General features: G+C 57.8%; 18 protein-coding genes and 1 pseudogene. 9 read left to right on the forward strand and 10 right to left on the reverse strand.

Translation table 11 applies throughout. From position 1 onward, the window contains the following. Positions 1–470 (forward strand): LysR family substrate-binding domain-containing protein (locus tag JNB85_RS18570; protein WP_220335787.1); only part of this gene is annotated, 470 nt, incomplete at its 5' end. A gap of 457 nt (positions 471–927) precedes the next feature. Further along, the gene (locus JNB85_RS18575) at positions 928–1,998 is read left to right on the forward strand and encodes a hypothetical protein (protein ID WP_220335788.1); all 1,071 of its coding nucleotides are present in this window, start codon (positions 928–930) and stop codon (positions 1,996–1,998) included. Here JNB85_RS18575 and JNB85_RS18580 read toward each other — a convergent pair. Next, positions 1,946–2,413 (reverse strand): NUDIX domain-containing protein, encoded by a 468-nt coding sequence (locus JNB85_RS18580; protein WP_220335789.1) that lies wholly within the window; start codon positions 2,411–2,413, stop codon positions 1,946–1,948. The two genes, JNB85_RS18575 and JNB85_RS18580, sit on opposite strands and share 53 nt — an antisense overlap. Before the next feature lie 214 nt (positions 2,414–2,627). On the opposite strand from JNB85_RS18580, the gene JNB85_RS18585 reads away from it, so the two are divergent. Beyond that, complete coding sequence (locus JNB85_RS18585) at positions 2,628–3,155, forward strand: nucleotidyltransferase family protein (RefSeq protein WP_222858711.1); 528 nt, start codon at positions 2,628–2,630, stop codon at positions 3,153–3,155. Positions 3,156–3,354: 199 nt separating this feature from the next. Here JNB85_RS18585 and JNB85_RS18590 read toward each other — a convergent pair whose 3' ends face one another. Next, positions 3,355–4,197: a DUF3800 domain-containing protein gene (locus JNB85_RS18590; protein WP_223216531.1), complete on the reverse strand. Its 843-nt coding sequence runs from the start codon at positions 4,195–4,197 to the stop codon at positions 3,355–3,357. 162 nt (positions 4,198–4,359) lie between these two features. Here JNB85_RS18590 and JNB85_RS18595 point away from each other — a divergent pair, with 162 nt between their 5' ends. Then, positions 4,360–4,587: a hypothetical protein gene (locus JNB85_RS18595; protein WP_220335790.1), complete on the forward strand. Its 228-nt coding sequence runs from the start codon at positions 4,360–4,362 to the stop codon at positions 4,585–4,587. A 354-nt stretch (positions 4,588–4,941) separates the two neighbouring features. Further along, positions 4,942–5,064 carry a hypothetical protein gene (locus tag JNB85_RS30955; RefSeq protein WP_262928186.1) on the forward strand — a complete coding sequence of 41 codons (123 nt, stop codon included), beginning with the start codon at positions 4,942–4,944 and terminating at the stop codon, positions 5,062–5,064. A gap of 412 nt (positions 5,065–5,476) precedes the next feature. Here the strand turns inward: JNB85_RS30955 and JNB85_RS18600 are convergent, their stop codons facing one another. The 3 genes from JNB85_RS18600 to JNB85_RS18610 form a co-directional block, all read right to left on the reverse strand. Then, a complete protein-coding gene (locus tag JNB85_RS18600; protein ID WP_220335791.1) occupies positions 5,477–6,019 on the reverse strand; it encodes a biliverdin-producing heme oxygenase in 543 nt (180 codons plus the stop codon). Between the two features lie 58 nt (positions 6,020–6,077). Beyond that, the gene (locus JNB85_RS18605; protein WP_223216532.1) at positions 6,078–8,852 is read right to left on the reverse strand and encodes a GAF domain-containing protein; all 2,775 of its coding nucleotides are present in this window, start codon (positions 8,850–8,852) and stop codon (positions 6,078–6,080) included. A 147-nt stretch (positions 8,853–8,999) separates the two neighbouring features. Beyond that, on the reverse strand, positions 9,000–11,129 hold the full coding sequence (locus tag JNB85_RS18610) for a histidine kinase dimerization/phosphoacceptor domain -containing protein (RefSeq protein WP_220335792.1): 2,130 nt from the start codon (positions 11,127–11,129) through the stop codon (positions 9,000–9,002). A 466-nt stretch (positions 11,130–11,595) separates the two neighbouring features. Here JNB85_RS18610 and JNB85_RS18615 point away from each other — a divergent pair. Further along, positions 11,596–11,864: pseudogene (locus tag JNB85_RS18615) on the forward strand (Tn3 family transposase); the annotation flags it as partial. A 78-nt stretch (positions 11,865–11,942) separates the two neighbouring features. Here the strand turns inward: JNB85_RS18615 and JNB85_RS18620 are convergent. The 5 genes from JNB85_RS18620 to JNB85_RS31115 all read right to left on the reverse strand — a co-directional run bounded on the left by JNB85_RS18620 (position 11,943) and on the right by JNB85_RS31115 (position 15,696). Continuing rightward, positions 11,943–12,290, reverse strand: a complete 348-nt coding sequence (locus tag JNB85_RS18620; RefSeq protein ID WP_220335793.1) for a hypothetical protein — start codon at positions 12,288–12,290, stop codon at positions 11,943–11,945. Positions 12,291–12,433: 143 nt separating this feature from the next. Continuing rightward, a complete protein-coding gene (locus JNB85_RS18625; protein ID WP_220335794.1) occupies positions 12,434–13,078 on the reverse strand; it encodes a helix-turn-helix domain-containing protein in 645 nt (214 codons plus the stop codon). Positions 13,079–13,201: 123 nt separating this feature from the next. Next, on the reverse strand, positions 13,202–13,870 hold the full coding sequence (fixJ, locus tag JNB85_RS18630) for a response regulator FixJ (protein WP_220335795.1): 669 nt from the start codon (positions 13,868–13,870) through the stop codon (positions 13,202–13,204). Continuing rightward, complete coding sequence (locus JNB85_RS18635) at positions 13,833–15,083, reverse strand: sensor histidine kinase (RefSeq protein WP_338050332.1); 1,251 nt, start codon at positions 15,081–15,083, stop codon at positions 13,833–13,835. Before JNB85_RS18635 ends, fixJ begins: the two co-directional genes overlap by 38 nt. A gap of 208 nt (positions 15,084–15,291) precedes the next feature. After that, entirely contained in the window at positions 15,292–15,696 is a 405-nt protein-coding gene (locus tag JNB85_RS31115) for a hypothetical protein (RefSeq protein ID WP_220335796.1), read from the reverse strand. 130 nt (positions 15,697–15,826) lie between these two features. On the opposite strand from JNB85_RS31115, the gene arcA reads away from it, so the two are divergent. The 3 genes from arcA to arcC are packed head-to-tail and all read left to right on the forward strand — an operon-like array spanning position 15,827 to position 19,037. Further along, a complete protein-coding gene (arcA, locus tag JNB85_RS18645; protein ID WP_220335797.1) occupies positions 15,827–17,056 on the forward strand; it encodes an arginine deiminase in 1,230 nt (409 codons plus the stop codon). Positions 17,057–17,092: 36 nt separating this feature from the next. Continuing rightward, the gene (locus JNB85_RS18650; RefSeq protein WP_220335798.1) at positions 17,093–18,097 is read left to right on the forward strand and encodes an ornithine carbamoyltransferase; all 1,005 of its coding nucleotides are present in this window, start codon (positions 17,093–17,095) and stop codon (positions 18,095–18,097) included. Between the two features lies 1 nt (position 18,098). After that, complete coding sequence (arcC, locus tag JNB85_RS18655; RefSeq protein ID WP_220335799.1) at positions 18,099–19,037, forward strand: carbamate kinase; 939 nt, start codon at positions 18,099–18,101, stop codon at positions 19,035–19,037. Positions 19,038–19,049: the final 12 nt, after the last annotated feature.

Here is a 19,049-nt window from a genome sequence, read left to right on the forward strand (position 1 = left end):
TCAATCTCGGCTTCATCCGGCCGGTGGAGAATATCGGCTCGCTTCGCTTCTTCTCGATTGCCCATGAGCGCTACCTGCTGGCGGTGGCCAAGGAGAGCCCGCTGTCATTGAAGAGCGAGATCGATCTCGAGGATCTGCGCTCCGAGAAGATCATCTCCTTTTCCCGTCAGAACCTCTCCTACAGCGAGCGCTATTTCGCCGAAAAATTCGAGGAGCACGATCTGACCGACAATGTCACCTATACCTGTGACGATACCTTCTCGCTGGTGTCGCTGGTGTCGGCAGGGCTTGGCATCGGCTTCGTGCCGGAATGGACGCAGGATCTGCCGAACCGCAGTTTCGAGCTCAAGAAGGTGAGGGGGATCGACTTCAAGATCGGGCTCGGTGTTGCCTGGAACAGGGAGGACCCGACTGCCGGCCGCGACGACATCATCGATATCGCCCGATCGCTGGCGCGGCCGGGCAGGTGAGGGCAGGGCCGGTCGGTCGTTGATGCTGGGTTGGGGTGAGGATTTTGACGCGCAATGGATTTCGCCGGTGGCTATCTTTCCCCTGTGAAGGAATGCGGGATGAGGAATCGGAAAAAGCGCTCGCGACGGCTTTCGAGAATGGGGAGTACAGGCGAGTGACGCGGCTTTACGGTGGTGATGAGGTGCCGGTCGAGCAATGCTGGCTTCGCGGCCGCGGCTGGTGACGCATCGACGGAATTTAACCTACAGTCTCGATAAGCGACCCGATGGCTGGGAGCAGGTGACAGTTTTGCCGCCTGCTCATGGCATCTGCGAGGTTGACGAACTGGTTACCTTCCAATAATTATCCACAATCTAAAGTCGATTCATCATCCACAACTAGCGGGCATGACGCTCCCGCCCTCTTATCAGCGGTTCGAACACCGATGACGGTGGTCGACCTCCGAGGACACAGCGCATGACGACCATTCCGACTTCCGCATTTGATTCCTCCGTCGCCTATATTCTGCTCGGCATCCGCAATAAAGCCGCTGAAGATGGTGTGACGCAGCAGTCTGCCGCCGCCCGAATTTTGCAAGGCCTTGTCGACGCTGGAGTTGAGACGGTTGGGCCACCCCAGGACTTTCTCCTGAGCATGAAATACGATACCGGCATGATCGTGATCGGCTCATCCTTCCAGTCGCTTCAGGGTACCAAGGGTGACGATGTCATGTGGGGTGGGGCCGACAGCTCCATCTCCGGTGGCGACGGCAACGACATCCTCAAAGGTGGATGGGGCTCGACAATCTCTGGAGGCGCAGGCGACGATGTCATTTTCGGCGACTACCGCACGACGATTTCGGGTGGCTCCGGTGACGACTATATCGATGCCAGTTTCCGCGGGATCGCCAATGGCGACGAAGGGAACGACAAGATCGAAGGCAGCGAAAGCAAAATCACAGATTTGGCAGGCAACAATGTCATTCGGGGTCGGCTTGGGAGCGTGATTGTTGTCGGCGATGGAAATAATGACATCACCGCTGACAATGGCAGTACCGTCCAAACTGGCAATGGAAACGATACAATCGAGCTTTCCATGAAAAGTTCGGCCAAAGCGGGATCTGGCAACGACGGCATTCGTGCTTCGTTTGGCAGTTTAGCCGACGGTGGTGCCGGCGATGACGTTATGAGTGCCGCTTATGGCTCTGAGGTTATCGGTGGACTCGGGAACGACAAGATTTTTCTTGAGACCGGATCGATGGCGTATTTCGCCGCCGGAGACGGTCACGACACCGTCACAGTCGGCACGAGTGACAACGTCCTAAAATTCGGTAACGGTTTGACCGCCAACAAGATGCACGTCGAGGCGATCGCTGGTGGCGCCATTATTACTTTCGAAGGCTCGAACGATAAGATCACTGTGGATTTCTTGCGGCAGTCTACCTCGTCTCTGACGATAGCTTTCCAAGACGGCACGACACAGACAATCAAGGGATTCAAACCAACCATCCCCGCGTCGGTCTACGCAAACGCTTACAGCCAATTTTGAGTGCAGGGCGTGATGAGCTTCGAGAACTCATCACTGACCCGTCGATGTTGGCGATAGATGATCGAGGCATGGCCGAACTTCGCATAAGGGATCCGAGCTTCCGAAGCACCTGGCACTTGAACAACGTCACCAAGTACTCGACAGAATGACCATTCGGATATGTATACCGAAAATCACGACCGCCGAAGACACCGACAATCTTGTCTGCGGAGACCACAAGTCCGGTTTCCTCCGCGACTTCCCGAACGACAGCCTCCTGGGGCGTCTCGCCGGGTTCGATTGCCCCTGCAGGTAGGCTCCATCCTTCTTCTGAAGCCTTTTCTTGCAGCAGTAGATTGCCGGCGTGATCATGGATCACGGCGGCAACGGAAGGGAGCAGAAGTAACCGATTTCCGATTAAACCGCGAAGCTCCATTACATGACGACATCCAGATGCTTCCTCTTATGCTCGAGCGATTATTCTGCAAGTAGAGGAAGACCCAGGCAAGGGTGTCGCCTGGCCGTAACCTGGTTCTCGTGAGGCGATCGGCATCGCGGGTTTCACGTATTTCCCGGCGACCACGGATGACGACGCCGCCAACGAGAAACGCGGCCGAAAGTGTGGCAGAATCAATCTCGCTGAAAAATCATTGCTGCCGGTTCTTTTTGATAAATGGAATAGGGTTGCTCTGCTAGACGCCTGGCTCGTGGCTGGGGCGATTGCTCAAACGGTATGGAACCATGCGGCGGGGTTCCCTTTGGCTCATGGCATCAATGACATCGATATCGTCTATTTCGACGGGAACGATCTTTCCGAGGACGCCGAAGCGGAACACGCAGCTCGAATACGTAGCGCCTTTTCCGAACTGGGTCTTTGGATCGATGTGAAAAATGAGGCGAGGGTTCACCTCTGGTACGAGACGAAATTCGGCTATCCTATCATACCATACCTGTCGACCGCCGATGCTATAGCGACCTTTCCGACGACGGCCACGGCGGTTGGCCTTCGTTCCAATAATGGCAGCCTCGAATTTTGCGCTCCCTTCGACCTTGCCGATCTCGAGGGTATTGTCCGTCCGAACAAGAGCCAGATCAGGGAGATTTACGAGCAGAAGGTCAACCGATGGATCAAAATGTGGCCAAAGCTCCACGTGGTGCCTTGGGTTGAGGAAAAATGATCAGCAGTTTTTTGGTGCCAATCCCGCTTCGCGGTGCGATCCGAGCATACCCGATGATACCGAACCAGCACCGGTTGCTCCGACGCAACAGAAAAGTTGCATTGCGCGCAACTTCGTCCTATATGGATTTTAGAGCAACGCTCCGGGGTCAGCGCTAGGCGCTGGCCGCAAACGAATTAAGGTCCGCAAGGACCTTTTTTCATTTGAAGCAGCTGTATTTGATGCCTAGATTCGGCCTGTCCTCTTCGCGGAGGAGTGCGTCGATCAGTTTTCCCGCCTGCATCAGGTCCACATACGGTTTATAGGTGGGGTCGTAGCCGCCCTTGGCCATCGGGTACAGCATCAGATCTGCGATTTGCAGCATCGGCGCCTTCTTGGTCCGCCGTTTGGGTTCACCCATGACGATCCGCCGGAACTCCTCTGGAGGCAGGCTCTCGTATGCAGCGGCACCCTCGCCGGCAAAGGGCATGCCCTCGGCCTTCACCGCTTTGGCATAAGCAATCAAATCCCGGTCCTCGTGTTTACCGCTTTCCTCAAAAAAGACGCGCAAGGTGCGGCCCTCGCTATCGGCAAACTTGGCAGCACGTTCGATAAGGATGGAATATGCGGTCTTGCACATGAGCCAGAGCCGTTCGTTATACTTCTCGCGATATCGCAACACGTACCCCGGCCGATCGATGACGGCCGCAATGCCAATCACAGGCAGTCCGAGAATGAAGGCGTCCAGCTCTGGGAAGAAGATCCGCGCTTTCTCAGGATTCTTCAGCCAACCGAAATCTCCGCGGCCACCCCGAATCTTGTGCGAGTGAAGCGGATAGGTGATGTTATGTGCCGCGCAAAAGACGGCATACCTCTCCTTCAACTCGTCGACGTCTTCCTCCTTGATGAGGAAGCCGCCGAGGCCGAAACAGTCCATACCGTCTTTTCGCTGCTGGGGAAGATCGTGGTCGGGATCCCGGCTGCCGGTATCGTCAATGAAGAGGAGGTATTCTGGGCGAGGGGTCATCGCGGATACTTTATCGAGCCTCTTGTGTTTTGTCATCGTCGAGCATTCGCCGCTATACATTACGTGGCATGCAGAGCTGAAAGCTCGGTCGCGGGGGGGGGGGGCGTCATCACCTCTTACGACGGCGATCGGGTCATGGCTGCGTTAATCGGCGGCACCTAAACCTCAGATGCTGCCATTTGTGGCCTGAAGATCAATTTGACGATTCAAAGCGTTATCAACCCCGCCCCCTCCAAGCAGCATGCAGGAAACACGTTCGCCGTGAGCCAGGTGGTGGGTATCGAACGAGCTCGATACGAGCCGCGCGAACAGACGTTCGCGGCGACAACGATATCGTCTGGTGGGCCGGCAGCCAACTATGCCAAGCTGGCCGAAATCACGCTTCCGCAACGTACCTGGATCACGGAAGATGCTTATACTCGCTGAGGGACGCGGCGACGTTGGGGCAGCCGCAAGAAGAACATCTGGAAGCAATTCAGCTGGAAACAGTAGAACGACATTCCCCTGGCTCAACCTGTTGGTGGACGTTTCGAGCTAAGGTTGAGAAGCCCTGCCTGGTGAACATGTCGTGGTTGAGATAGAACGGCGTCGGCCGCTAGCGTCTTCATGGAGTTTTCATCCCAACCTTTTCTCTATCATTGTTTTTCAAGGCATAATTCTTGCGGGCACTGCACTTAACGGTGTTGCAGTGGCCGCAGAATGAAGTCCGTGGAAGCAGTGCTTTGCGAACATTCGGAAAGCAGGCCAGGCTTCCTTTTGAAGTCAACGGAGAACCTAGGAATGAATAAACTTGAGTTGGTAATCTTCAACATGCGGATCGAGGGCGTTGGCTTTTACGGGCAAACCCTGGCCGCCTTAATCGGGCTCCTGCTAATCGGCCTGATCTTCTGGCGGCGCGTATGAAGGCATTGGCTTGGTGGAGAGGCGGATTGAAGCGGCCGCTGGTGACCAAAGAATGGTTGAGGTTAGGTCAGCAGGGCTGACCGTGCGCGTAGGGCAACCAGACGCCGCCGGGCGCGTCACCTAGGCGCTGGGCCACTCGTCTATGCGCTAGCGCCGGCCGCGTCAGCTCCCTCCTATCTGTGAGACATTATCAGAGATAATTAGTGCATTGGCGCGATCCACGTGGAGTCTTCGGTTCCAATCCCTTCAAGCGCTTCATGCTGAATGTTGTCGCCCAACGAACATCCTAGTTGCAGTGAACGATTCGGCTGCGTTGCGCTCCAAATCGGACATTTAGGCTCACCGGCGCAGTGCCTGGAAGCTGCCGTAGGCGGGCATCCGGCAGCAGATGGTTTGCCATCACAGATCAATCTCACCGTTCAAACACGTCGATAGCCACCTTGAACGTCATTCTTGCGGCTTGCACCGTTCGATCAATATCAGACGTGGCAATTTCATCTAGCAAGCCGAGAAGTGAGTTCCAAGAGTCCGCCCGTGAAATCTGGCTTGCCAGATGCCGCGCACCGAAACTGGGGGAGTAACCGAGTTTCTCCGCGCGACGCGTCAACACACGCGCGCCCAGACCGGAGCCTTCCAGCACATAGAGCACGCCGAGCAGACCCTGCCGGTCATTGGGAAGGTCGAAACTCGACGCCGCTTTAGGCTTGATCTGGCCAAGGTCTTCCAAATCCTTCCTAAGCAAAGGTGCGATCTCGCCTGGTAGCCAGCCGTGAATCACTACAGAAGCTGCTGCGCTGACGAGTTGGCGTTCAATCGTTTCGCGGAATGTCATCATCCCCCGAAGGTAGCGGATATAGGTCTCGGCGTCCGAGAACTGCCCCACCGCGCTTTCCAACGTGGCATGGACATCGTTCGTCCGCTCTCTAAGAATGAATCTGTTCGTCTTCTGGGTCATTCACATTGCCATCGGAGAGGTTTTCACACAGTCGCCTCGAAGGCCAACCGCCACGGAGCTATTCGTTTTCGATCATGGCCCTTACCCGCCGTGCCAGCGTGATTATATCGTAGGGTTTCGTCATCACCTGCATTCCCGGCTCGAGATGACCGTGGTTCAGCACGGCATGCTCAGCGTACCCCGTCACAAACAACACTGGCAAATTCGGGCGTCTTTGCCGGGCAGCATCGGCAAGCTGCCGGCCGTTCATCCCATTTGGCAAGCCTACATCCGTGAGCAGCAGTTCCAATCCCGGTTCCGTCTCGAGAATCTGAATCGCCTCTCTGGCATCGCCAGCCTGAAGAACGACGTAGCCGAGTTCCTCTAGTTGTTCGGCTGCGACCATTCGTATGAGCGGCTCATCGTCGACCAGGAGGATTTTACGTTCGGTCGCCATGGCGTCAGGCGTGTCCACCTGAACATATCCGCCAAGCTCAACCTTTCCCGAAAACCGCGGAAGGTACATGGACACCGTGGCGCCTTTGTCGAGCTCTGACTCGATCCTTACACTGCCGCCCGACTGTCCAGCAAAACCCCAAACCATTGACAAACCAAGACCGGTACCCTGTCCCGTGGGCTTGGTCGTAAAGAAGGGATCGAATGCGCGGGAGATCGTATCCGCACTCATTCCTGTCCCGGTATCGGAGACTGAAATCGATACGAACTGACCGGGCGAGACGCCGAGTTGTGTAGCTGCACGTGCATCAATGTTGCGATTTGCCGTCTCGATGGTCAGCTTACCCCCTTCGGGCATGGCGTCGCGGCCGTTGATACACAGGTTCAGCAGTGCGTTCTCCAATTGACCGGGATCGACCAGGATCGCCCATGTGTCGGAAGGCCGATCGGTTTCGACCTCTATCGACGGCCCCACGCTGCGACGAATGAGTTCCTCCATCGATCCTATGAGGCGATCGACATCAGTCGGTTTCGGATCTAGGGTCTGGCGCCTGGAAAACGCAAGCATTCGCTGTGTCAGCGAGGCGCCGCGCTTAGCCGCGCTGGTCGCTCCGCTTAGATATCGCTCGATCTCGCCAACGCGACCCTGTGCGAGCCTGGTTTTCATCACCTCCAAGCTACCGAGAATGGCCGCCAGCAAGTTGTTGAAGTCATGGGCGAGGCCACCAGTGAGCTGGCCAACCGCCTCCATCTTCTGCACATGGCGAAGCGATTCCTCCGCCGCCATGAGCTTCGCCGTTCGTTCGGCGACTGTTGCCTCAAGGGACTCGTTTGCCCGACGCAACTCTGCTTGGCTAGCCTGGAGGGCCGTCTCGGATCTCACTCGTTCAATATGGGCCCAGGACCGGTCCGTGACCTCGTGTACGAGTGCGAGTTCATGAGGTGTCCAGCGATAAGGCTCCTTATGATGGACCGCCATCAGAGCCGTGAGCCTGTCCCCCTTGACGAGCGGCATGCAGATCGTTGCCGAAACCCCGATATTCTGAAAGGTAGCTGCCTCGTGTGGGGCGAGCTCTCGAAGATTGTCATTGACGATCAACGGGCGGCCGGCTGAAAGCTCCTTAACTGCGAGCTCTCCGAAATCCCCCAATTTGTAGCGTCCCGTAATGTGGCCGGAGCCGGGCGCCGCCCAAGCCCCCCTTATGGTGAACCCGTCGGCATCTTCGTCCATATCGGCGTAGGCGCATATGGAAACATCCAAGATTTCGCCCAGCATCTGAGTGGTCGTCCGCAGGATCGCATCGGCGTCTTTGAGACCCGAGGTCGCCCTCCCAAGCGCGTCGAGAAAATCCAAGCGTTCCGTATAGCGCGCCTTCTCCGCCTCCGCTTTAGCCCGCTCGACAGCCGACCAGGTCCGTTCCGCAACTTCGCTGGCCAAGGCGATATCGTTGGAGGTCCACTTTCTTGGAGCGGGGTCATGAAGAAAGAGCATTGCTCTGAATCGACCCGTCTTGATCAAGGGCACGGCCAACACCGTCTTCGTGCCGATGGCGTGGAAAGCCGCGGCCATGCCACCGACGCGACGATCATGATCGACATCATCTACGCACATCAGACGCCCGGCTCTAAGCTCGTCGATGATTGGGGGGCCGAAATCGTTCATCCTGTACGTGCCGCAGACGCTCGCAATTCGGCCATCGGTCCAGTCACGTTCGACTGTGACATGCTGTTCGCCATCATCGATTTCTCCGTATCCGACGCGGGCAACATCAAGTGCGCGGCCCAGGGAGCGCGACGCTGTTTCCATCACTGCAAGCGGATCGGCAAGATCCCTCAATTCCTCTTCTAAGGCGAGATGAACCGCTTGGCGCTGCTGCAGAAGCACGCGTTCAGTTGTTTCAGTGACTGCACAAAACATGCCTTGGACGACGCCCCGGTCGTCGCGGACCGGCGAATAGGAAAAGGTGAACCAACTCCGCTCGTCATATCCAGCACGGTTCATGATGAGGGGAAGATCCTCGCTGTAGGTGGCCTCACCGTCCAGGGCCTTTCTGATCAGCGGGAATATGTCTGCCCAGATCTCAGACCAGATGTCCTTGAACCGGGCGCCGAACGCGGCGGGATGTTTGCCCCCGAGTATCTCGGCATAGGCATCGTTATAGAGGAAAACGAGCTCTTCTCCCCAGGTGACAAACATCGGGAAGTGGCTATCAAACATCAGTGCCGTCACCGACCGAAGCGGTTCACGCCAGTTGGTCGGCGCACCGATGGAAGTCTGGGAAAGGTCGACGGACTTCAGCAGATTGGCGACAAGGACAAAGGGAGGTTGTGTCGGAGCATCTCGCCGCTGGCTGCGTGAAGTTGCTTCGTAAGCCTCAGCCTCGATCCCGTTCGTCATCGCACCCTCGAACCAGCCCAAACATTTCTCACGCGCTGGAGGTCGGAGCTGTTCCAAGCCCATCCCGCTACCTTTCTCAGCTGGCCCATTTGTGCTCTGAAGCGGAGTTGCGAAATCATCCTCTATCTCCGACAATCAGGTTTTCCGCTAATGGACTGGGGCCGTGAGGATGACGCGCAAGCCTGGCCCGTTGTCCTCCTCATCGATGTCGCCATGCAACTGGTTGACCATCGCGTTGAGCATTCTTGACCCGAAACCACCGCCCGGCGCAGTTGCCTGTTTGCCCTTCCCCTTGTCGGCGACGGTAAGGCGGAGCTTGTCTCGATGCTGTTCGAGCCGAATGGCAAGAGGACCCTCCTTGCCATCATAGGCATATTTTTGCGCATTGATGAACAGTTCGGTCACGACAAGGCCTATGTTCACGGCGCGGTCGGTCGAGATAAGGACCGGCGCCAGCTCCAGCGACAGCATCTCGGACCACCCTGCATCCATGGTCGTCATCATGTCCGCGAGCAGGCTCTCGATGTACCGGGAGAGGTCGATGATCTCGACGCTGTCGTCTTGGTAGAGGCGGCGATGCACGAGCGCTACCGCATTGAGACGCTTCTGCGCCGCGTCGAGGTTCGATTTGACCTCGTCGCTCGCAGACGCTTTGGCCTGCATACGCAGGAAGGACGAAACGAGCATAAGAGAGTTCTGGACGCGATGATTGACCTCCTTGAGAAGATAGTCCTTTTGCGTCAAGAGGTTTTCATTCTCGCGGAGGGTTGTAGTCAGCTCGCGATTAAGGTCGCGCATCCGATCATTGTTGCGGGCTTCCAACATCTGTCTGACAATGCGGCCGGCAGCCTCGACTTCGGCATGGCTCCATCGTCGGGACTTACCCCTGACGCTCTCGCTCCAGGCCTCGAATGATGCCCTTGGCGTCAGCGTGTCACCGGGAACAGCCGGGCTGTCCTTGTGAGGGTTGCCCGCCCATTTCAGCACTTCGATGTGCTCGGCGCGGAACCACATGAGGATCGTGGGGACCTCTGTGGACATTGTGACAGCTAGCAATCCACTTGCGCGTTCGCGGAATGTGGCGGCCTCTGGCATTCGGGTAGAGAGCGACGCGGTGGCGAGCACCTGTCCGGCCGCAGGAAGCCTCACGTCCTCGGCGATGCGCCTGATATCGATTTGGTCGGGGCATATGCCGCAGGTGAACAGCTCCTTACCCTGCACGGCTGCAAAACCATCAGCCGACAGCAGGCGTAGCAGCTCGGGGCCTGACGTCCTTAGAAATCTATCGAGAGAACCGCCTTCCCCAAGCTGCGAAAGCACGGTGTCCTCCTGCGACCTGAGCCGTATGCGCTCACGAAATAGTGTCGCCTCCTCCTTCTTCCCAATCTGCCTTGATAGGGCATTAGCCAGCGCTTGACAGCCCATTCGGGCTGAGAGGGCGATCTCGCGGGGCGCGTGATGGTGACATGCGATTAGCCCCCAAAGGAAGCCATCCTTGACAATCGAAAAAGAGGCCGAGGCGACTACGCCCATATTCTTGAGATATTGGATGTGGATGGGCGACACGCTCCGGATCGTGGAGTCGCTCAGATCGAGTTCGCTCAGATCCGGGTCACCTTGAATGGCCCGGGGCTGGTAGCTCACATCTGGTATGACGCGAACACGGTTGCGAAGGTAAAGTGCCCTTGCCTGCCTGGGAATGTCGGACGCCGGAAAATGGTGGTTCATGAAACCGGCGGTGCCGCCGGCGGTAGACTCGCCGACGACAACCCCGGCGTCCTCGTCCACAAACTGGTAGACCATGACGCGGTCATAACCGGTGATGTCCCGAAATGCGCTTGCCGCTGCTCGGCAAAGCTCGGCCATACTGCCGGTGCGCTCGAACCGACTGCTCGCTGCGTCTAGTCGAACAAGGAACGGCACCGCCTCGATTGGCTCCTCTTCGGCCCTGTCGAGTTCGACGATTAGGTAGCGTCCGCTTCGGTATGCGACCGCATTCAGTTCGCCGGCTCGTGCCTTAACTCTCCCGAGCACCGTTACGGATCCAGTGGAAATCTCACCAAGCCGCTTTCCCAGATCCATTCCGAGCAGCTGTGAAACCGTGACCCCGGACGGCCAGTTGCCGACGACTTCCGCAACATCTCCCGCCTGACCGACGCGCTCAAGCGTAGTTTCGTCGGCGATGAGCATCACGCCATGAGGCTGAATGGACCCTGGAATATGAATCGGCTCGAGGTCACAGGCAGTGGCCTCCCCCGCATCTGTTGTTCCCCTCAAATCCGCATTCCGATCATGACGATGTCCCCTGTCGCGCCCATCAACTCAGCACAGACGCCCACTAAAGAGGGAAATGTTGTGCCTGCGTTAGAGTTCCACAACCGTTTGGGAATTTTGCAAACTTCAATGCGCAATTCGATCAACTCATCACATATCGATCGCGCTGCCTCCGACAACTTTCTTCGCCGCGTCGGAACCGCTGGGGGCATGTGCCATTGAGTCGGGCTTTCGCACGGGAAAACCATGGTCGATAAAAAAACAGCGTCACAAGAGGCAAAGTCGCTGCTGGTCCACGAGGTGGCCCGAAAGACGCTCCGTTCCGTGTTGAACCGCGTGGAAGCTCTCAGCATTGCACAACGGAAGGTGTTCAACGACAAACGAGTCGACCGCTTCGATGTCGGTGATTTCGCAAGCGACCTGTTGCTGGACATGGTCGGCTCGCTCAATCGCGATGATATCACTGCCACGATCGTTCGAAAGCCAGGCGCTCCGCGCCTCTGGTCTCAACCTCGTCGTCAGTGCAATCGTCCATTGGAATACCGTCTATCTCGACCGTGCAATCACACAGCTGAAGCGAGCGGGTCGAGATATTCCTGATACTCTGTTGAAGCACATCTCGCCGCTCAGTTGGGAACACATCAACCTTACCGGCATCTACACCTGGGATGCCGAACATCAGATGCCGAACGGATTTCGATCGCTCCGTTGCCAGCCGGGCTACGGCGGGTCGCATAAGTTCTCATTCCGTTCGCCCTTAGCGTAGGATTTCGGACTGCTCTTGTTCTGGCCCCCATCAGGAATGTCAGCCACCGCCTAGCGTTTCAGATCGTACGCTTGGTGGGAGGCGCGAAGCTCAGTCAAGGTCTTGCCGACGCATGTGCCTCCACCTTCACCGCCGATTGCCTTGGCCTTGCCGTCGAGGGTGATCGTGCCGGCGATCCGTTCGGATGCCCGATATGTTGCGATGCCATCCTGTGAGATGCGCGACAGGTAAAAGGTGTGGTAGGTTTCGTTGGACTTGCACTGAATGACCAAGGGAAATTGCTCGAACGGCTCGTCATGCGCCTGAACGATCGCGAATGGAAAGGTCACCAGCGACAGTAGACCCGCAATGCATGTTGTGACCGCTGCATTCGATCTTTGGCGGAATAGGCATCTCATGGTTCAATCCCCCTTTGCACGATCGATTTCAATCCATGACCGCTAAGCGCACCGTATGAAACTTGATTCAGGGGTGCGCTTTGGCCTCTTTGCTTTGGCCAGGACCTTGTCCCAGAATCGTCCACGCTTCCGGGCGTCATGCATCAGATGGTCAGCGCAATCAGCGCGTCGCGGTCTAAAAGTCGAACGATGCGCTGCAGCTTGCCTTTCAGGCAAAGGACGCCTTTTTCGCGGAGTTTCGTGAAGCAGCGGGCAACGGTTTCGACGGTCAGACCGAGATAGTCGGCCACATCGCTGCGCGACATCATCATGTCAAATTCCAGATCGTCCGGATGACGGTCGGCCATTTCGCAAACGAAGGCCGCGACCCGCTTCAGCGCGCTTTGCTCGGTGATGACGAGCTGCTTGTGCTGCGCCTTTGCGAGGTTCGTCAGCGCGATGTGAAGAAGGTCGACAGGAACGACTGCGTTCTGGTTGGTCCGAAAGGGCTTGATGGAGGCCTCGCAGACGGCTTCGGCAAAGTCGGTTCGAACATTCCCGGTTTCAAGGCCGAACCATTCGCCCTCGCCGCAAAACGTCAGGATATATCGCTGTCCACTTGCCATCAGGCGATAAATTCGCACCGCGCCGGTTTCGACCTGATAGATCGCAAGTGCATGTTCGCCTTCGCTGTAGATTGTCTCGTTGGCCTTGAGCTTGATCGACTGATCTTTGGTTGTTCCGACAGCTGTTCCGTGTCGACTGCCCGGAATTGCCGTTTGCGTTATGGTAGCGTGGTGTTGAAGCATAGGCGTCGCCCCCCAATCCGCTTGGCAACATAACCAATCGCCGCCTGCCGCGATATTCGAGAAACCCCTTAAGTATCGCTACGGAAGCCTGATCACCGACAGCTCTCTGCCGCTGCGCCTGACCTATCGGGCAGGCGCCCAAGCACCGTGGCCGGACTGGGCCTTGGCGGTTTCGATCGGCTGCGCTGCCGTGTCGAGCGTGATGGCCATCCGCATGAGTTCCGCCAGATTACGGGCGTCCATCTTCGCCATCACATTGGCGCGGTGAACTTCGACCGTGCGTGCGCTTATACCAAGCTGATAGGCGATCATCTTGTTCTGCAGGCCATCAAGAACGCCGGCCAGAACCTGGTGTTCGCGCTCCGTGAGCTGGCGAAGCCGTGCTGCAATGCTCTCAGAGTCAGCGATGACCCCGCCCGAGCGCTTCTGTCCCACCGCCGCGTTGATCGCGGCTATCAGCACCTCTTCTCTGACGGGCTTTTCAAGGAAATCCGATGCGCCGGCCTTCATTGCCCGGACGGCGGCGGCGATGTCGCCCTGACCGGTAATGACAATTACCGGAACGTTCAGTCTCAAACGTCGCAGGCGCTGGAGCAGCTCGATGCCATCAATTTCGGGCATGCGCAGGTCCGTCACGAGGCAGCTTCGTCCCGAAAGCGGCAACAGTTCCAGAAAGGCTTTGGCAGAGCTATGGGTCCGAACCGCGAAACCTGTCGACACCAACAGAAACGTCAAAGATCGCCTGAGCGACTCCTCATCGTCGACGAGATGGATCGTAAGGTCGTTTGCCATTGATTGTTGTCTCCACCAGCGGAAGGGAAAACGAAAGGATTGAACCGCCATCCATTCGATTGCGCGCGCTTATGTAGCCCCCATGTGCCTCGATGATGCGCTTGGACAGTGCCAAGCCCATGCCGAGGCCGCGCGGTTTGCTGGTCACGAAGGGACGAAACAGCGCCTCTTCGATGTCGACCGCAATTCCGCAGCCATTGTCGGACACATCGACAACGAGACGGGATAAATCGTCGGTTGTGGTTCGGATGGTGATATGCGGCTGCGCAATACCGTCGGTAGCCTCCACGGCGTTGCGAATAAGGTTCGTCAGCACCTGCACGATCTGGACCCGATCGGCAAGCACGACGTCCCGTTCCGCTGCGAGCTGAAAATTGACGCAATCGCCGTTTCGCTGGGATCCGGCAAGCGCGAAAGCCGTCGCCTCAAGGATGAGCGCATGCATCGCTTCAATCTTTCTCTCGTCGGCGCCGCGTTTGGCGAATTCCCTGATGTTCTGCACGATCTTTCCCGCCCACAGGGCGTGCTGCGTAATCTCGGACAAGGCTTCACGGAGTTCTTCGCAGTGGCCATGACGATCCTTCGTCACAAGCTGCTCGCAACCTTGCGCGTATGCGGCGATCGACGTCAGCGGCTGGGCAAGTTCGTGGGCCAGCGTCGATGTCATTTCCCCGAGCCCAACTATTCGGGCGATGCGGGCAAGCTCACGCTGAAGCTCCTGAACAAGCTGCAAAGTCTCGCGCTCGGTGCGGAAGTCCTCGAAGATCACCGCAGAGAAGTGTCCTTTACTGTCGTGTTGTCTGATGATCGTCATGGCGGCCGGAAGTTGGACGCCGCTCCTGGTCATTGCCACACCGGCCCGCACCACTCCCCTGTCCGCCCAGCGTCCCTTCAACGGAACATTCGGCGTGGGATACCAGACAAGGTCGATCCTCTGACCAAGCAATTCGTCTTCCTCATAACCGAACAACGCCACAGCGGCCCCGTTGCAGGCCGAAATTCGGTGGCAGTCGGTGATGAAGAACACCGCGTCCGGCAGGTGTCGATAGAATTGCCGGATCCAGTCCATCGACGGCTCGCCATCTTCTGCACGCAAAGCGCCTTGCCGGTCGCGGCCTGTTATCCGAGCGCCCGTGAACGAGGTTCGTCCGGCGACGTCCCGGTCAATGCGATCGCGTTCGTCAACATGCGGCGCCTCCATCTTGATGGACACGATGGTTTCCTCCGCCCTTTTTGAGCCGGTCAGCCCCTTTACGGGCTTTTTGCCTCTGACAAGGCCTTGAGATTACCACCTTTGGGAAAAGGGTCGGTGTAGTATCGCGTAGCCTCTATGGGTATTCCATGCAAATGACCAGTCGAACGGCCCTACCTGCCAAGGTTTTGATCGGCTCCTTCCATTGATCCGGCTCAATGCCGTCGCCTCATTCTTCCGCTATTCTTATAGGTAAAGGGCACACGGGCCACTGAGGAGCAGGAGAGATCGGAAGGGCGGGATAATGATGTCGTTGCGCCGCCGCCCGCGAAACGCCAGCTGGATAAGCAGTTCCGGACGAGCGACCGGGTTGCCTGAGAATGGCACGATATCCGATCGACGCTTGTGCATCATCGGGGAGGGATCGGTGATGTGGCGGTTGGTCGTCGAAGCGCCGCTCGAAGAGGATATCGAGCTCGCCGTCATTGACGGCGATGGTGTCCATGCCCTGATATTTCCCTGCCAGCGCTTGGTAAGCGGATGGGCCAATGCCTTGACGGGCGAGATATTGGACGTTCATCCCACCCATTGGCGCCCATGGCAGATACCGCGAAATGATCTGTCCGATCTTCACTGAGTGCTTCCTGGGCGGCGCCGGAGTCGAATGCTGCGCCGCACCTTGTCTGCAATCAATGACATGAGTGGATCGGCCAAAATAATCTGACGCTGTTCAAAGAGCCGGCGATGGCTGGAAGGAGGACCACATGCGTGGTTTCGGTGTTCATTCTGAGGTCGGAAAGTTGAGAACCGTCATGGTCTGCCGACCATCTTTGGCTCATCAGCGCCTGACGCCTGCAAACTGCCATGATCTTCTTTTTGATGATGTTATCTGGGTCCATGAGGCGCAGAAGGACCACTATGATTTCGTCCTGAAGATGCAGGAAAGAGGAGTCGAGGTTCTCGAGCTCCACGATCTGCTCGGTCAGACGCTCTCAAACAAGCAGGCGCGCGATTTCATCCTCGACCGGCGCATAACCCCGAACGTTCTTGGCTCGCAGGTTGCCGAGGCGATGCGGCCATGGCTCGACGAAATGCCGTCCACACAGCTTGCCGCATTCATGATCGGCGGCATCGCGATTGCCGACCTGCCCGATGTCAAGGCCAAGGCGTTGATGCTCAGCGCCTTGCCGGAAAGCGATTTCGTCACCCCACCGATCCCCAACACGCTGTTTCAACGGGACCCTTCCTGCTGGATTTATAACGGCGTGACCTGCAACCCGATGTTCTGGCCGGCGAGACGCGCCGAGACATTGGTTCAGCGCGCTATTTACAAGTTTCATCCGATCTTCCAGGGCGGCGATTTCCAGATCTGGTGGGGTGATGCCGACCATCAATTCGCCAACGCCTCGATGGAAGGCGGCGACGTCATGCCGATCGGCAACGGCACGGTGCTGATCGGCATGGGCGAGCGCACCACCTATCAGGCCGTCGGCCAGGTGGCTCAGGCCCTTTTCAGAAGCAAGGCGGCGAAACGGGTGATCGGCTGCCTGATGCCAAAGAGCCGCGCGGCAATGCATCTCGATACGGTTTTCAGCTTCTGCGACCGTGACCTCGTCACGCTGTTTGCCGAGGTGGTCGACCAGATCCGCTGCTACAGCATGCATCCCAAGGACGACGACGGCACATTCGAGATCCATCCGGAAAATAAGCCGATGCTCGATGTCGTCGCCGAAGCGCTCGATCTGCCGAAGCTGCGAACCGTCGAAACCGGCGGCAATTCCTATCAGGCCGAACGTGAACAATGGGACGACGGCAACAACGTCGTTGCACTCGAACCCGGCGTCGTCGTCGCCTACGACCGCAACACCTACACGAATACGCTGCTACGCAAGGCAGGTATCGAGGTCATCACCATTCGCGGCTCTGAACTCGGACGTGGGCGTGGTGGCGGGCACTGCATGACATGCCCAATCTGGCGCGACCCCGCTTACTGACCTTTCCATCCACGAACCAGACGACGGAGCAAGACCATGAGTTTCAATCTGCGCAATCGATCGCTTCTGACCGTGCAGGACTATACGCCGCGGGAATTCCGCTATCTCCTCGATCTCGCCCGCGACCTGAAGCGGGCCAAATATGCCCGCACCGAGCAGGAGCATCTGAAGGGCAAGGAAATCTGCCTGATCTTCGAGAAAACCTCGACCAGAACGAGATGCGCTTTCGAAGTGGCCTGCTCGGACCAGGGCGCCAACGTGACCTATCTCGATCCGTCCGGCTCACAGATCGGCCACAAGGAATCCTTCAAGGACACGGCGCGGGTGCTGGGGCGCATGTATGATGCGATCGAATATCGCGGCTCGGCGCAGAAAGGGGTAGAGACGCTGGCAAAATACGCCGGGGTGCCTGTCTACAACGGCCTGACCGACGAATATCATCCGACACAGATGATCGCCGACGTCATGACCATGCGCGAACACAGCGACAAGCCGATCGCTGAGATCAAATATGCCTATGTCGGCGACACCCGCTCGAATATGGGGCATTCCCTGCTGATCGTCGGCTGCCTGCTCGGCATGGATGTGCGCATCTGCGGCCCGCGATCGCTGTGGCCTTCAGAAGAATATATGAAGATCGCCAGGGATTTGCAGCAGGTCTCGGGCGCGCGGCTGCTGGTCAGCGAAGATCCGAGAGAGGCCGTCAAGGACGTCGATTTCATCCACACCGACGTCTGGGTGTCGATGGGCGAGCCGAAAGACGTCTGGCGCGAACGCATCAAGCTGCTCACGCCCTACCAGGTCAACCAGGACTTGATGAAGGCGACAGGCAATCCGCAGACCAAGTTCATGCATTGCCTGCCGGCGTTCCACGATACCGAAACAACACTCGGCAAGCAGATCGCCGAAGATTACGGCATGGACAACGGCCTGGAAGTCACCAACGACGTGTTCGAGTCCGAGGCCAATGTCGCCTTCGAGCAGGCGGAGAACCGTCTGCATACGATCAAGGCACTCCTTGTCGCCACGTTGGGAGATTAGCATGCGTGTGGTCATTGCGCTTGGCGGCAATGCGCTTCTCCGGCGCGGGGAAGCGATGACCGCCGATACCCAGAGGCGAAATGCGCGCACCGCCGCTGAGGCGATTGCGCCACTGGCGGCCGAGCATGAGATCGTCGTCACCCACGGCAATGGCCCGCAGGTCGGACTGCTTGCGCTCCAGGGAGCGGCCTACAAACCAGAGGAGGCCTATCCGCTCGATGTTCTCGGCGCCGAGACCGAAGGCATGATCGGCTATATGCTGGAACAGGAACTCGGCAATCTCCTGCCGTTCGAGCAGCCCTTGGCGACACTTCTCACCATGGTGGAAGTCGACGCCGAAGATCCCGGTTTCCGGAACCCCACCAAGTTCGTCGGGCCGGTCTACGACAAGGGCGAGGCGGATCGGATCCGTGGAGAAAAAGGCTGGATTTTCAAGCAGGACGGCGAAAAATGGCGACGCGTTGTCGCCTCGCCGTTGCCGAAGCGCATCTTCGAGATCCGGCCCGTCCGCTGGCTTCTGGAGCAGCGCACCATCGTCATCTGCGCTGGCGGCGGCGGTATTCCAACGATGTACGACAAGGGCGCCGATCGGAAACTAATCGGCGTCGAAGCCGTGATCGACAAGGATCTGTGCTCGGAACTGCTGGCGCGCGAACTTGATGCCGATCTCCTGGTCATGGCAACGGATGCCGAGGCTGTCTGTGTCGATTGGGGCAAGCCGTCCCAGAAGGCGATCCGTCGCGCTCGTCCTGACGATCTCGACCAGTTCTCCTTCCCGGCCGGCTCGATGGGACCGAAGGTCGATGCTGCCTGCCATTTTGCACGGGCAAACGGCAAGACGGCCGCAATTGGCACCCTTGCCGATATTGCCGGGATGGTTCGCGGCGACCGCGGGACGATCATCAACGAGCGTTTTGACACCTTGAGCTGGCACGCCTGACGGCGTGGTCCG

Origin of the sequence: Rhizobium mesosinicum (assembly GCF_019511345.1) — a bacterium.
Taxonomy (GTDB): domain Bacteria; phylum Pseudomonadota; class Alphaproteobacteria; order Rhizobiales; family Rhizobiaceae; genus Rhizobium; species Rhizobium mesosinicum.